This is a genomic window from Flavobacterium sp. SOK18b (genome assembly GCF_014156605.1).
In the GTDB taxonomy this organism is placed as follows: domain Bacteria; phylum Bacteroidota; class Bacteroidia; order Flavobacteriales; family Flavobacteriaceae; genus Flavobacterium; species Flavobacterium tiangeerense.
In genome coordinates this window covers 16,610-30,482 of sequence record NZ_QKNZ01000079.1, presented here as the reverse complement: position 1 = coordinate 30,482, position 13,873 = coordinate 16,610, and the positions used below count along the sequence as shown (strand labels likewise).

General features: G+C 32.5%; 15 protein-coding genes. 12 read left to right on the top strand and 3 right to left on the bottom strand.

What is annotated here, in order from left to right; all coding sequences use genetic code 11:
- Positions 1 to 136: 136 nt before the first annotated feature.
- The 10 genes from hisG (at position 137) to DNC80_RS11815 (ending at position 10,678) form a co-directional block, all read left to right on the top strand.
- Positions 137 to 994 (top strand): ATP phosphoribosyltransferase, encoded by an 858-nt coding sequence (hisG, locus tag DNC80_RS11860; protein WP_182651401.1) that lies wholly within the window; start codon positions 137 to 139, stop codon positions 992 to 994.
- 79 nt (positions 995 to 1,073) lie between these two features.
- Positions 1,074 to 2,366 carry a histidinol dehydrogenase gene (gene hisD, locus DNC80_RS11855; protein WP_182651400.1) on the top strand — a complete coding sequence of 431 codons (1,293 nt, stop codon included), beginning with the start codon at positions 1,074 to 1,076 and terminating at the stop codon, positions 2,364 to 2,366.
- Positions 2,356 to 3,405 (top strand): histidinol-phosphate transaminase, encoded by a 1,050-nt coding sequence (gene hisC, locus DNC80_RS11850; RefSeq protein ID WP_182651399.1) that lies wholly within the window; start codon positions 2,356 to 2,358, stop codon positions 3,403 to 3,405. Before hisD ends, hisC begins: the two co-directional genes overlap by 11 nt.
- A 24-nt stretch (positions 3,406 to 3,429) precedes the next feature.
- Positions 3,430 to 4,566 (top strand): bifunctional histidinol-phosphatase/imidazoleglycerol-phosphate dehydratase HisB, encoded by a 1,137-nt coding sequence (gene hisB / locus DNC80_RS11845; RefSeq protein WP_182651398.1) that lies wholly within the window; start codon positions 3,430 to 3,432, stop codon positions 4,564 to 4,566.
- A 77-nt stretch (positions 4,567 to 4,643) separates the two neighbouring features.
- On the top strand, positions 4,644 to 5,225 hold the full coding sequence (gene hisH, locus DNC80_RS11840; protein WP_182651397.1) for an imidazole glycerol phosphate synthase subunit HisH: 582 nt from the start codon (positions 4,644 to 4,646) through the stop codon (positions 5,223 to 5,225).
- A gap of 120 nt (positions 5,226 to 5,345) precedes the next feature.
- Positions 5,346 to 6,071: a 1-(5-phosphoribosyl)-5-[(5-phosphoribosylamino)methylideneamino]imidazole-4-carboxamide isomerase gene (gene hisA / locus DNC80_RS11835; RefSeq protein WP_182651396.1), complete on the top strand. Its 726-nt coding sequence runs from the start codon at positions 5,346 to 5,348 to the stop codon at positions 6,069 to 6,071.
- A 99-nt stretch (positions 6,072 to 6,170) separates the two neighbouring features.
- A complete protein-coding gene (gene hisF, locus DNC80_RS11830; RefSeq protein ID WP_182651395.1) occupies positions 6,171 to 6,926 on the top strand; it encodes an imidazole glycerol phosphate synthase subunit HisF in 756 nt (251 codons plus the stop codon).
- A 169-nt stretch (positions 6,927 to 7,095) separates the two neighbouring features.
- Entirely contained in the window at positions 7,096 to 7,695 is a 600-nt protein-coding gene (gene hisIE, locus DNC80_RS11825; RefSeq protein WP_182651394.1) for a bifunctional phosphoribosyl-AMP cyclohydrolase/phosphoribosyl-ATP diphosphatase HisIE, read from the top strand.
- 239 nt (positions 7,696 to 7,934) lie between these two features.
- The gene (locus tag DNC80_RS11820) at positions 7,935 to 8,990 is read left to right on the top strand and encodes an alkaline phosphatase D family protein (protein ID WP_182651393.1); all 1,056 of its coding nucleotides are present in this window, start codon (positions 7,935 to 7,937) and stop codon (positions 8,988 to 8,990) included.
- 47 nt (positions 8,991 to 9,037) lie between these two features.
- Positions 9,038 to 10,678: a M1 family metallopeptidase gene (locus tag DNC80_RS11815; RefSeq protein WP_182651392.1), complete on the top strand. Its 1,641-nt coding sequence runs from the start codon at positions 9,038 to 9,040 to the stop codon at positions 10,676 to 10,678.
- A 120-nt stretch (positions 10,679 to 10,798) separates the two neighbouring features.
- Here the strand turns inward: DNC80_RS11815 and DNC80_RS11810 are convergent, their stop codons facing one another.
- Positions 10,799 to 11,203, bottom strand: coding sequence for a glyoxalase (locus tag DNC80_RS11810; RefSeq protein ID WP_182651391.1), 405 nt, complete (start codon positions 11,201 to 11,203; stop codon positions 10,799 to 10,801).
- A 67-nt stretch (positions 11,204 to 11,270) separates the two neighbouring features.
- On the opposite strand from DNC80_RS11810, the gene DNC80_RS11805 reads away from it, so the two are divergent.
- Positions 11,271 to 11,654, top strand: coding sequence for an acyl-CoA thioesterase (locus DNC80_RS11805; RefSeq protein WP_144890837.1), 384 nt, complete (start codon positions 11,271 to 11,273; stop codon positions 11,652 to 11,654).
- A 10-nt stretch (positions 11,655 to 11,664) separates the two neighbouring features.
- On the opposite strand, the gene DNC80_RS11800 is transcribed toward DNC80_RS11805, so the two are convergent.
- Entirely contained in the window at positions 11,665 to 12,915 is a 1,251-nt protein-coding gene (locus DNC80_RS11800; RefSeq protein WP_182651390.1) for a mechanosensitive ion channel family protein, read from the bottom strand.
- Positions 12,908 to 13,186, bottom strand: a complete 279-nt coding sequence (locus DNC80_RS11795; protein WP_182651389.1) for a DUF3817 domain-containing protein — start codon at positions 13,184 to 13,186, stop codon at positions 12,908 to 12,910. The genes DNC80_RS11800 and DNC80_RS11795 overlap by 8 nt, the downstream gene beginning before the upstream one ends.
- Before the next feature lie 99 nt (positions 13,187 to 13,285).
- Between DNC80_RS11795 and DNC80_RS11790 the strand changes: the two genes are divergently transcribed.
- On the top strand, positions 13,286 to 13,813 hold the full coding sequence (locus tag DNC80_RS11790) for a DUF6155 family protein (protein ID WP_182651388.1): 528 nt from the start codon (positions 13,286 to 13,288) through the stop codon (positions 13,811 to 13,813).
- Positions 13,814 to 13,873: the final 60 nt, after the last annotated feature.

The window sequence follows — 13,873 nt, the reverse complement described above, 5'->3', positions numbered from 1 at the left end:
GCTCTCAAGCGATGTGTTAATGGTATGCATGTAAATCATCATATTTAAAAACCCGTTTGAGTACATCAAACGGGTTTTTTATTACCTCAAATTGTACTCAAACATTATCATTCTAAAAAAACAAAAAAACAAAAAAATGAGTACATTAAAAATTGCAATTCAAAAATCAGGTCGTTTAAACGAAGACAGCATTCAAATTCTAAAAGATGCTGGTATCTCCATTGATAACGGAATCGACCAATTAAAAGCCGAAGCATCTAACTTTCCTCTTGAAGTTCTATATTTAAGAAATTCAGATATTCCTCAATATTTGATGGATGGTGTAGTAGATATTGCCATTGTTGGAGATAATTTATTGGTTGAAAAAGGCGGAAATATTGAAGTCATTCAAAAATTAGGTTTTTCAAAATGCAAAGTATCTGTTGCTGTACCTAAATCATTTGAATACAAATCTGTAAAAGATCTTGACGGGATGCGCATTGCTACATCGTATCCTAAAACGGTACTGGATTTCTTCAATTCAAAAGGTGTTACAGTTGACATTCACCAAATTTCAGGTTCGGTTGAGATTGCACCAAACATTGGTCTTGCTGATGCTATTGTAGATATTGTATCAAGTGGAAGTACGTTATTTAAAAATAATTTAAAAGAAGTTGAAGTCATATTTAAAAGTGAAGCAGTTTTAGCTGTTTCTCCAAAAGTAAGTCCAGAATCTCAAAAAATTATCAACACTTTAAAATTCAGAATCGAATCAGTTTTAAGAGCAAGAAAATCAAAATACATTTTGATGAACGTTCCTAATGACAAGATTGAAGCAGTTGGTAAAATTTTACCGGTATTACGTAGTTTAACGGTTTTACCATTAGCACAAGAAGGCTGGAGCAGTGTACACTCTGTAATTGATAAAGATACCTTTTGGGACGTTATCGATCAGTTGAAAGAGGCTGGAGCCGAGGGGATTTTAGTATGCCCAATTGAAAAAATGGTACTGTAACAATTTTGAATTATAAGTTATGAATTATCTGCTTAAGAACTGAATAATTCTATTTTTTAAATTTTGAATAAAATTATAAATGAACAAAATATACAATCCAAAACCAGAAACGTGGTCCAGTATTTTAGAAAGACCTACAAAAACGGTAGATGACATTGAAGCTACTGTAAAAGAAATTTTCAAGGAAGTTCAAAAAAAAGGGGATGAGGCTGTCGCCAAATATACGTCGCTTTTTGATGGAGTTACAGTTGATACAATTGAAGTTTCAAAAACTGAAATTGAGGCGGCTGTTTCGAGTGTTTCAGATGAATTAAAAGCAGCAATTGCTTTAGCTAAAGAAAATATAACCAAATTCCACACAGCTCAAAAAACAAACCGAGTAGCAGTTGAAACTATCGAAGGAGTAAGTTGCTGGCAGGAAAAACGACCTATTCAAAAGGTAGGTCTGTATATTCCTGGAGGAACAGCGCCTTTGTTTTCAACAGTCTTGATGCTTGCCGTACCTGCTAAAATTGCAGGTTGTAAAGAAATTGTCTTATGCTCTCCACCAGATAAAAATGGGCAAATTAATCCTGCCATTTTATTTGCAGCACATTTGTGCGGAGTTACAAAAATTTTAAAAGTAGGAGGCATTCAGGCTATTGCAGGATTAACTTTTGGTACAGAAATTATTCCTAAAGTATATAAAATTTTTGGACCTGGAAATCAATTTGTAACCGTTGCAAAACAGTTGGCTACACAATTTGGCGTAGCAATCGATATGCCAGCAGGCCCATCGGAATTATTGATTGTTGCTGATGATTCAGCGGTTCCGGCTTTCGTAGCATCTGATTTATTATCGCAAGCAGAACATGGAGCAGACAGTCAGGTTATTTTAGTTTCAACATCTAGAAAACTGATTGATGCCGTTGAAGATGAAATTCAGCTTCAAATAGAGCTATTACCACGTAAAGAAATTGCCGAAAAGGCAATCGCTAACTCCAAATTAATTTTTGTCGAAAATGATGAAATTGCTTTGGATTTAATAAACGAATACGGTCCAGAACACTTTATTGTATGCACCGCCAACGATGATTTTTACATTGACGAAATAGAAAATGCGGGTTCTATTTTTATAGGAAATTATACACCAGAGAGCGCAGGCGATTACGCATCGGGTACTAATCATACCTTACCTACTAATGGATATGCTAAAAACTATAGTGGTGTAAATCTAGATAGTTTTACCAAAGCAATGACGTTCCAAAAAATTTCTGAAAAAGGAATTCAAAATATTGGTAAAGCTATTGAAATCATGGCCGATGCCGAAGGTTTACAAGCTCACAAAAATGCAGTTACATTACGATTAAAAGCAATAGAAAATGGAAAATAATTTTGATATCAATAATTTGGTTCGGGAAAATGTAAAAAACATGAAGCCCTATTCATCTGCTCGCGATGAATTTGAGGATTTTGATACTGCCGAAATGATATTTTTGGATGCCAATGAAAATCCGTTTGAAAACGGAGTAAATAGATATCCAGATCCACAGCAAGCGAATGTAAAAGAGGTTTTGGCAAAGCAAAAAGTTGTCAAATCAAATCAGATTTTATTAGGAAACGGAAGCGATGAAGTACTTGATTTACTTTTTAGAGCTTTTTGTGAACCAAAAATAGACAACATAATTACATTGCCACCAACGTACGGAATGTATGGTGTTTTGGCCAATTTGAACGCAGTAGAAAATAGAGAAGTTCTTTTGAGCGAAGATTTTCAGCCAGAGATTGAAAAAATCATGGAAGCGGTTGACGCCAATACCAAAATGATATTTTTATGTTCGCCAAACAACCCAACGGGGAATTCGTTTTCTGACGAAAGTGTGGCGTATCTTTTGCAAAACTTTAAAGGGTTGGTGGTTATTGATGAAGCCTACATTGATTTTTCTAAAAAGGACAGTTGGATCAATGAATTAGATGAATATCCTAATTTGATCATTACTCAAACGCTTTCAAAAGCATATGGTTTAGCTGGAATCCGATTGGGAGTTTGTTACGGGTCTGCAACAGTAATTTCGGTTTTGAATAAAATAAAACCACCATATAATGTAAACGAACTTACTCAAAAAAGAGCTTTAGAGCGATTAGAAAATAGAGATACAATAAAATCTGAAATAGATTCAATAATAGAACAAAGAGAAGAGTTACTTAAAGTTTTACTTGATGTGAAATTTGTTCAAAAAATCTATCCAACAGAGGCTAATTTTATCTTAGTAAAAGTAGATGATGCCAATAAAAGATACGCTGAATTAATTGCAAAAGGAATTGTAATTCGCAATAGAACTACACAAGCACTTTGCGAAAATACGTTGCGTTTGACAGTAGGAACAGAACAAGAAAATAAAAAATTAATTGAGGTGTTAAAACAACTTTAAACCTTAAACTTTAAACTTTTTTTAATGAAAAAAATACTTTTTATAGACCGTGATGGAACGATGGTTTTAGAACCACATGATTACCAATTAGACAGTTTTGAAAAATTAGAATTTTATCCAAATGCTTTCCAATATTTAGGTAAAATTGCTAAAGAATTAGACTTTGAATTGGTAATGGTGACCAATCAAGATGGTTTAGGCACGGATTCTCATCCTGAAGAAAATTTTTGGCCCATACATAACTTGGTGATGAAAGCTTTTGAAAATGAAGGTGTTGTTTTTAGTGACGTTTTAATTGATAAAACCTTTCCGCATGAAAATGCTCCTACACGCAAGCCAGCAATAGGATTACTGACTAAATACATTGATAATCCAGCATATGATTTGGTAAATTCTTTTGTTATTGGTGACCGAATTACAGATGTGGAGTTAGCTAAAAACCTTGGTGCAAAAGGAATTTTCATCAATACGAATGAAGCCTTAGGAAGTGACGAAATAGCCTCAAAAAGAGAAGAATTAGATTCAATAATTGCCTTACAAACTACTGATTGGAAAACGATCTATGAGTTTTTAAAATTAGAAGAACGCTCAGCAACCATTTCTAGAAAGACAAATGAAACTGATATTTACATCAATTTAAACCTAGATGGAACTGGTAAAAGTAAAATTGAAACCGGGATTGCATTTTTTGATCACATGTTAGACCAAATTGCGCGTCATGGGCAAATGGATTTGGAAATCCTTGTAAAAGGTGATCTAGAAGTAGACGAACACCACACCATTGAAGATACTGCAATAGCTCTTGGAGAAGTTTTTGCAAAAGCGTTGGGTAATAAATTAGGAATAGAACGCTATGGTTTTTGTTTACCAATGGACGACTGTTTAGCACAAGTGGCTATTGATTTTGGTGGTAGAAATTGGCTGGTTTGGGAAACCGAATTCAAACGAGAAATGGTAGGTAAAATGCCAACTGAAATGTTCTTTCACTTCTTTAAATCGTTTTCAGACGGAGCCAAAGCCAATATCAACATTAAGGCTGAAGGTACCAATGAGCACCACAAAATTGAAGCGATTTTTAAAGCTTTTGCAAAAGCAATAAAAGTAGCCGTGAAGCGTGATACCGAAAAAATGATTTTACCAAGTACGAAGGGGATGTTGTAAAATTGTTTCAAGTTTAAAGTTTCAGGTTGACTCGAGCAACTTTAAACGTTAAACTTGAAACTTGAAACAAAAGTTAAATGAAAATAGTAATTATAAACTACGGAGCCGGAAATATACAAAGCATTATGTTTGCTATAGAACGTTTGGGTTTTACAGCAGCGCTTAGTAACGATTGGAAGGAAATAAAAGCTGCAGATAAAGTTATTTTTCCTGGAGTTGGTGAGGCAAGTTCTGCGATGAAAATGCTTGTAGATAGCGGTTTAGATGTATTAATTCCAACCTTGAAACAACCTGTTTTAGGGATTTGTTTGGGTATGCAATTGATGTGTAACAAATCCGAAGAGGGAAACACTGCTGGTTTGGAAATTTTTGATGTAGATGTGGTCAAATTCACTTCAAAAGTAAAAGTGCCGCAGATGGGCTGGAATCAAATTTATAATTTGAAATCAGATCTATTTAAGGGAATTGCTGAAAAGGAGTACATGTATTTGGTACATAGTTTTTATGCGCCAAATTGTCCCGAAGCCATTGCTACCACAAATTATGAAGTAGAATATGCCTCAGCATTGAAGAAAAATAATTTTTACGGTACACAATTTCACCCTGAAAAAAGCGGTGATGTTGGCGAACAAATTTTAGGGAATTTTTTAAAATTATAGGATTGAAAAATTCAAAGATTTAAAAATTCAAAGATTGAAAAATGAGGGAGTCCAATATTTCTTTGATCAACAGTATTAATCTTTAAATAATTCAATTATTAAATCTTTAAATTAAAATAAATGAGAATAATACCAGCAATAGACATCATCGACGGGAAATGTGTACGTTTGTCAAAAGGAGATTACAATACCAAAATTATTTACAACGAAAACCCGTTAGAAGTTGCTAAAGAATTTGAAGCGCACGGAATTGAATATTTGCATTTAGTAGATTTAGACGGAGCAAAATCGAGTCAAATCGTGAATTATAAAATATTGGAACAAATTGCAACACAAACAAGTCTAAAAATTGATTTTGGAGGTGGTTTGAAAGCAGATTCCGATTTGAAAATTGCGTTTGAAAGTGGTGCCAATCAAATTACTGGTGGTAGTATTGCTGTAAAGAATAGAGAACTATTCGGAAAATGGATTGCAGAGTATGGTGCGGATAAAATCATTTTGGGAGCAGATGCTAATAATGAAAAAGTAGCTGTTTCAGGCTGGTTAGAAGATTCAAATGAAGATTTGATTCCCTTTATTCAAGACTATCAAAGTAAAGGAATTCAATATGTAATTTGTACCGATATTGCTAAAGACGGTATGCTTGAAGGACCATCATTTGATTTGTATGCTAAAATTTTGGCAGAAGCCAAAGGAATAAAACTAATTGCTTCAGGAGGAATTTCGACTTTTGATGAATTACCAATACTAGCGGAACTGGGTTGTGAAGGAACTATTATTGGCAAAGCTATTTACGAAGGACGTATTTCATTGAAACAATTGGAACAATACATATTAAACAAATAGATTATTTCGCAAAGTAACACAAAGAAAACGCAAAGATCCACTAAAAATTTTGTGTGTCTCTTTGCTTTCTTCGTGAATCTCTGTGTAAAAACAAAAATTATGCTTACAAAAAGAATAATCCCTTGTCTTGACATAAAAAACGGAAGAACCGTAAAAGGTGTCAATTTTGTAGACTTACGTGATGCCGGCGATCCGGTTGAATTGGCCAAAATCTATTCGGATGAAGGAGCTGATGAATTGGTTTTTCTAGACATTTCGGCAACGGAAGAAAGAAGAAAAACATTAATTGATTTGGTTCGGAAAGTAGCTGCAACTATTAATATTCCATTTACAGTTGGTGGTGGAATTTCCTCTGTCAAGGACGTTGATGTTTTATTGCAAAATGGAGCTGATAAGGTTTCGATCAATTCATCAGCGGTAAAAAATCCGCAGTTGATTAATGATTTGGCACAAAAATTTGGAAGCCAATGTGTTGTTGTTGCAATTGATGCAAAGCAAATTGACGGACAGTGGATTGTACATTTAGTAGGTGGAAAAGTACCTACCGAATTGAATTTATTTGATTGGGCAAAAGAGGTCGAGCAACGTGGCGCAGGTGAAATATTATTTACCTCGATGGATAATGACGGAACTAAAAATGGCTTTGCTAATGAGGCTTTGGCCAAACTTTCGCAACTGGTTAATATTCCAATTATTGCTTCGGGTGGTGCAGGAAACATTCAGCATTTTGTAGATTCATTCTTAGTCGGGAAAGCCGATGCAGCCTTAGCAGCAAGTGTATTTCATTTTAAAGAAATTGAAATCAAAACATTAAAAGAAGCTCTTAAAAATAATAATATTGAAGTACGAATTTAAATTAAGGCCTAAATTTTAAGTATGAAGTATTAAAAATTAGTTATTAAGTATGAAGTTTTGAGTTGCTTATTTATCTTTGAATGCTATACTTACAACTTTCAATTTAATACAAATTACTTACGACTTAGAACTTACAACTTAAGCCTTACAACTTAATACTTAAAAGAAAATGAACATAGATTTCTCAAAAAATACAGACGGATTAATTCCAGCCATTATACAAGATAGCGATACGAAAGCTGTTTTAATGTTGGGCTACATGAATGAAGAAGCATATCTTAAAACCATTGACACACAAAAAGTAACCTTTTTTAGCCGTTCCAAGCAAAGACTTTGGACAAAAGGTGAGGAGAGTGGTCACTTTTTAAACTTGGTTGATATAAAAAATGACTGCGATGGCGATACTTTATTAATACAAGCAAAACCAGTTGGACCAACATGCCATACAGGTGCAGATACCTGCTGGCAGACAGAAAATAAAGCTGATTATGGGTTTATATCACACCTAGAGCAAACTATCGAAACTCGAAGAGAAAAAGCTGATTCTGAGAAAAGCTACGTTGCATCTTTATTCCAATTAGGAATCAATAAAATTGCACAAAAAGTTGGAGAAGAAGCAATAGAAGTAGTTATTGAAGCCAAAGATGATAATGATGATTTATTCTTGAGTGAAAGTGCTGATTTATTGTTTCATTATTTGATTTTGCTTCAAGCCAAAGGATTCAAATTGAACGATGTTATTGAAGTGCTAAAAAGCCGCCAGAAATAATCTGACAAAAAAATAAAAAATAACCCAATAGAAAAATTTAATCTATTGGGTTATTTTTTTTAAAGTAGTTTTAATTTTTAGTAAACCTATTACAAGGGATAGAAAAACGATATACTAACCTCTTTATTAATCATGTTAAATAACATTTAGGAAACATTACTTTTAAATCTCGCTTTAGAATGTTTTTATATCTTCGTACATATGAATTGCACTGTAATAACCTTTTGAATCCACTTTTTATGAAAAAAATTGTTTGTATTTTTAGTTTTTTAGGATTGTTAAGTTGTAAATCACAAATTCCTTCAACAGCAAGTCAACCATTAAAAATCAATGAAAATACTAGTTATACAATCGCTTTTGGTTCTTGTGACAATCAAAAAATTAAAAATGAACTTTGGTCTGAGATAAATAAAAACAATCCTTCAGTTTGGATTTGGGGTGGTGATAATGTGTATTCGGATACAGAAGACATGCAGTTTCTTAAAAACAATTATACTATTCAGAAACAAGATCCTGAATATCTAAAATTCATTGATGGCAAAATTATTCTTGGAACTTGGGATGATCATGACTATGGCGCTAATGATGCAGGAGAAGAATATCCATACAAAAAAGAAAGTCAGCAACTATTTTTAGATTTTTTAGATACTCCAAAAGATGCTCCAGAACGAAGTAGAGAAGGAGTTTACAGTTCAAAAACGATTGATGTTGATGGAAATAAAATTAAAATTATCGTATTAGATACCCGTTATTTCCGAACAGCTTTAACCAAAGATCCTAATTCAAAAAAACGTTTTCAACCCAATAAATACGGAGAAGGAACGCTTCTCGGAGAAGCTCAGTGGGAATGGTTATCAAAAGAGCTATATAATTCAGATGCGCAATTCCATGTGATAGTGAGTAGTATCCAATTTTTATCCAACAAGCATGGCTTTGAAACTTGGGGCAATTTCCCACATGAGGTCGAAAAACTGGAACAATTACTAGTTTCCTCAAAAGCAAAAGGAGCCTTTATAATATCTGGTGATAGACACATTTCGACATTTTCCTCAAAAAATGTAACGGGTTTGTCTAATCCTCTTGTTGATTTTACTTCAAGCGGCTTAACTCACACCTATACTGCATTCTCTGGTGAAGAAAATCCTTATGTACAAGGCGAAGTTGTGAAAGAGATTAATTTTGGTTTATTAAAATTTGATTTTAAAAATCAAAAAGTCCTAATGGAAATTCGCGGAAAAGAAAATAAAATATTACAAGATTATACGCAAACCTATGCAGAAATTAAGAAAAAGTAGGTAGTTTTTTATTTCTAAAGTCTATTTTTGTACTAAATAATTGCACTATGAAAAAATATTTAGCTTCTATTTTTATATCCTTTTTACTTTATAATTCGGTCAATGCTCAAGGTTTATTAGATGAAAAAACACCTTTATTTACTAGACAAGATACCCTTCGAGGGAGTATTACTAAGGAAAGAGCTTGGTGGGATGTAAAAAGGTATCATCTTGATATTAAAGTAAATCTTAAAGACAGCACGATCACAGGCTCAAACACTATAAAGTATCAGGTTGTTCAGGAATACAACAGCATGCAAATTGATTTGCAAACCCCAATGAACATTTACAAGATTACCCAAAATGGGAAAAACTTGGAGTTCAAAAGAGAAGGCAATGCTTTTTTTATTGCATTACAGGAACCTCAAGTAAAAGGAAGCATTAAAGAACTTACTGTTTTTTATGGCGGAAAACCTAAAATGGCTGTAAATCCACCGTGGGATGGAGGAATTACTTGGAAAAAAGATAAAAATGGCAATCCATTTATAGCCTCATCATGTCAGGGATTGGGAGCAAGTGTTTGGTGGCCAAATAAAGATCACATGTATGATGAAGTTGAAAATATGCTCATTAGCGTCAATGTACCTGCTAATTTAACAAATGTTTCTAACGGTCGCTTGCAAAGTGTAAAAACCTTGAAAGATGGAACTAAAACCTATAATTGGTTTGTAGCTAATCCTATAAATAATTATGGTGTAAACATCAATATTGGGGATTATGTTACTTTTTCTGAAAAATTCAAAGGTGAAAAAGGAAATTTAGATTGTACGTATTTTGTTTTGAGAGACAATTTGGCGAAAGCTAAAAAACAATTTCAAGACGTTCCTAAAATGTTAAAAGCGTTTGAACATTGGTTTGGACCTTATCCATTTTATGAAGATAGTTATAAATTAGTTGAAGCTCCATACCTCGGAATGGAACATCAAAGCAGTGTTACGTACGGAAATGGCTATCAAAATGGATACCGTGGAAGGGATTTAAGCGGAACTGGCTGGGGATTAAAGTTTGATTTTATTATCATCCACGAGTCTGGTCACGAGTGGTTTGCCAATAATATCACCTATAAAGATATTGCAGACATGTGGATTCACGAAAGTTTTACGAACTATTCTGAGAGTCTCTTTTTAGAATATTACTATGGAAAGGAAGCTGGATATACTTATGTTAGAGGTCTTAGAAATATTATTGAAAATGATAAACCTATCATTGGTAAATATGATGTAAACAATGAAGGTTCAGGGGATATGTATCCTAAAGGAGCAAACATGTTGCATACTATACGTCAATTAGTGAATAATGATGAAAAATGGAGAGGAATACTAAGAGGTTTGAATAGTACTTTTTATCACCAAACGGTAACAACCAAGCAAATTGAGGATTATTTAAGCAAGCAAGCAGGTATTGATTTGTCGATGGTTTTTAATCAGTATTTAAGAGATACTCGAATACCAAAATTAGAATATACAGTAAAGAATAACCAGTTAGCATATCGCTGGACAAATAGTGTCACAGGTTTTAATATGCCAGTAAAAGTGACTCTAAATGGTAAAGAAGAATTGCTTCATCCAGAAACAGAGTGGAAAACTATCTCACTAACTAGTGACAACCTAAAAGTGGTAGTAGATCCAAATTTTTATGTTACTAATTAACTAAAAACACATTACTGATAAAAAAAGGGATGCATAAAGTATCCCTTTTATTATTCGTAATATCTTATAATCAATATCTAATATTGATATTTTGTGTATTCTTTTGTTAAGTTGAATACTCTATTTTAAAACTGGATTTTCAAACAGTTGTACTTGACTTTTTAACCTTTCAACCAGCATGCTCATCATTCGTTTGTTTAAATTAGAGCTATTATTGGTGTAGATTTCATATTCAGAAATGGTAAATAATCCCGAAATCATTCCTTTGAGCGCATTTCTAAATTTAATGTCCTTTTGAACCGCATTATCTATAGTTTTCATTTTCTTATCTAAAGAGAAATTATTGAAATCTATTTTATTTTTTTTTAAATAATGTGAAAAAGAAGAACATATTATTTCGTTCTGTAATTTTAAAATAGGACGAAGTACTTCATTTTGAAACGTTTCTTCAAGGGTGGATTGATTTGTAATCATCCCAATTGATTTTCCTCTGAATTCTTCTAGAAATAGATCTCTTGCTTCCATTTTTTTTCTTTAAAATTAAAAAATATAAAAGTAAAAAAGGTTTATTTTTACAAGTAAATTTTAAACGATGAGATTTCACACTAGGAAATGGGTAAAACCCGAAGATTTAAATCCCAATGGTACTTTGTTTGGTGGAAAACTGCTTGCTTGGATTGACGAAGAATTAGCTTTGTACACTATTGTGCAGCTAGAAAATGCAAGAATTGTAACCAAATATATGTCTGAAATAAATTTTAGAAGTTCAGCAAAACAAGGGGATATCATAGAAATAGGTATAGATGTTATCAAGTTTGGAACCACATCAATTACTTTAAAATGTGAAGCTCGTAATATGATGACTCGAGAAACCATTATTTCTATTGATCAAACCACAATGGTTAATGTTGATGAGCATGGAAAACCTAAACCCCACGGAAAAACTTCAATTGAGTTTGTAAAAGACAGGTTGTAGAATCTGTATTTTAATTGTTCAATTCAATTTTAGATTCGAATATTTCTAAATCAAAATAACCAACAGCAGCTATGATGTGATCAAAAATATCAGACATGATGTATTCATAGTTTTCAAAACGTTTGTCATAAGAGAATGCATATACTTCTAGAGGAACACCATGCTCTGTAGATTGCAATTGTCTACAAAGCATGAGCATATCTTTGTTAAGTCCAGGATAATTGAATAAATATTCGGTAATGTATTTTCTAAACAAGCCTAGATTGGTCAAATTACGACCATTTATAGCTAGTGATTTATCTATTTTATTTTCAAGATTGTATCTTTCAATTTCATTTTTTCTTTCGTCAATGTAGTGGCTAATCAAGTGTATTTTTTTTAAATCAACTAGCTCTGCTTCTTCAAGAAAGCGAATACTACTTGTTTTAATTAAGATGTGTCTTTTAATTCTTCTTCCATCTGAGTTGAGCATTCCACGCCAGTTTTGAAAAGAATCTGAACTCAAACTATAGGTAGGAATTGTAGTGGTAGTATTGTCAAAATTTCGAACCTTAACGGTAGCTAAATTGATTTCAATTACATCTCCGTCTGCGCCAAATTTATCCATCGTAATCCAATCCCCAATTCGAACCATATCATTTATAGAGACTTGCACACTCGACACAAAACCTAAGATTGTGTCTCTAAAAATTAAAATGATCACCGCAGACACGGCTCCCAAAATAGTTAAAAGTTCGCCTTTGTCAATATCAAATAACTTGGATATAATTAATGTAGTACCGATGACCCACAATAAAATCATGATTACCTGAATAAAACTATCTATCGGTTTGTCACTGTAACGAGGTTTTAGTTTTAAATAATCTCGTAAAGCATTAAAAATAGTTCTGATAATCCACAATACGAGGACAATAATATAAATCCCAACAATTTTTGCAAAAATCCCTTCCCAATATTCAAATCGGTCTAAAATTACGGGTACCGATTTGTAAATAAATAAAAGCGGTATCAAATGCGCAATATATTTTGCAGTTTTATTTGAAACCAATAAATCGTCAAATTTTGTTTTAGTTTTTTGAGCTATAATAGCTAGAATGGTTACTAATATAAGCCTGAATACAAGATAAATAACATACGAAAGTACACACAACACAATAATATTAAGCAGCAAGCTTAAATAGGATGCAGCGCTACTTCCTAAACCTATTTTTCTTAGGAGAGGATAAATAAAAGTGAAAATTTTTTCGATGTATTTAAACATTTTTCAGGTATTTTCTTTCTATGTAAAAAGTACCAAAAGGAGGAATAGAGGCTATGCAAATGATAAAATATTTTTTAAAATCCCATTTTTCAGTAAATTTTAAAACAGTAGCTAAAACTATATAAGCAGTAAATAATACGCCATGAGCCATTCCTATGTGTTTTACATAAATAGGATCATTAAATATATATTTCATTGGCATGGCAAAGAAAAACAGCAATAAAGCAGAAATTCCTTCAATGATAGCGGTGATTTTAAAAATTTTAAGCATTTGTATTTTTTTATTTTGAACACAAAATTAAGTATAAACATTGATTTTAGATGCTAAAATCACAAAACTAAATTACTTTTGTATGCATAAACTTTGATAATGAGCAAACGCGATTTAAAAAAATATTTAGCCGAACTGAATAAAGAACAACTCGAAGAGCAAATCATAGAGTTGTACGAGAAATTTAGTCCCGTAAAAGTCTATTATGATTTCGTTTTTAATCCAAAAGAAGACCAGCTATCAAAAGAAGCTAAAGTAAAAATTGCTTATGAATATTTTCCAGTAAAAAAATCAGGTAGGCGAAGCCGACCTAAAATGAGACGTTCTGTTGCTCAAAAATACATCAAGCACTTTATAGCTTTAGGGGTTGATCCTTTTGTAATAGCTGATTTAATGCTGTATAATATTGAAATTGCACAAACTTTTGCTTCAGAAAATGCAATCAAACAAGATCTTTTTTATAAAAGTATGTTCAATTCCTTTGAGCAAGTCGTAGTTTATTTAATAGCAAATGCCATTTTAGCTGATTTTAAGGCGAGACTCAACCAAATACAGCTTGCTGTTATAGATCAAAAATGGTATAATACTCCTGAATTTGATGCTATTATTGATAGATTAGAGTATTAAAAACTTTCCTTAATTTAAATTAATTAATCAGCTACGGTTTTTTTTAAATAAAATTGACAA

Coding starts and splice junctions, on each gene's coding strand:
- hisH (WP_182651397.1), top strand. CDS start 4,644: ATGAAAATAGTAATTATAAACTACGGAGCCGGAAATATACAAAGCATT.
- hisF (WP_182651395.1), top strand. CDS start 6,171: ATGCTTACAAAAAGAATAATCCCTTGTCTTGACATAAAAAACGGAAGA.
- hisG (WP_182651401.1), top strand. CDS start 137: ATGAGTACATTAAAAATTGCAATTCAAAAATCAGGTCGTTTAAACGAA.
- hisA (WP_182651396.1), top strand. CDS start 5,346: ATGAGAATAATACCAGCAATAGACATCATCGACGGGAAATGTGTACGT.
- hisC (WP_182651399.1), top strand. CDS start 2,356: ATGGAAAATAATTTTGATATCAATAATTTGGTTCGGGAAAATGTAAAA.
- DNC80_RS11795 (WP_182651389.1), bottom strand. CDS start 13,186: ATGCTTAAAATTTTTAAAATCACCGCTATCATTGAAGGAATTTCTGCT.
- DNC80_RS11805 (WP_144890837.1), top strand. CDS start 11,271: ATGAGATTTCACACTAGGAAATGGGTAAAACCCGAAGATTTAAATCCC.
- hisB (WP_182651398.1), top strand. CDS start 3,430: ATGAAAAAAATACTTTTTATAGACCGTGATGGAACGATGGTTTTAGAA.
- DNC80_RS11800 (WP_182651390.1), bottom strand. CDS start 12,915: ATGTTTAAATACATCGAAAAAATTTTCACTTTTATTTATCCTCTCCTA.
- hisD (WP_182651400.1), top strand. CDS start 1,074: ATGAACAAAATATACAATCCAAAACCAGAAACGTGGTCCAGTATTTTA.
- DNC80_RS11820 (WP_182651393.1), top strand. CDS start 7,935: ATGAAAAAAATTGTTTGTATTTTTAGTTTTTTAGGATTGTTAAGTTGT.
- DNC80_RS11810 (WP_182651391.1), bottom strand. CDS start 11,203: ATGGAAGCAAGAGATCTATTTCTAGAAGAATTCAGAGGAAAATCAATT.
- hisIE (WP_182651394.1), top strand. CDS start 7,096: ATGAACATAGATTTCTCAAAAAATACAGACGGATTAATTCCAGCCATT.
- DNC80_RS11815 (WP_182651392.1), top strand. CDS start 9,038: ATGAAAAAATATTTAGCTTCTATTTTTATATCCTTTTTACTTTATAAT.
- DNC80_RS11790 (WP_182651388.1), top strand. CDS start 13,286: ATGAGCAAACGCGATTTAAAAAAATATTTAGCCGAACTGAATAAAGAA.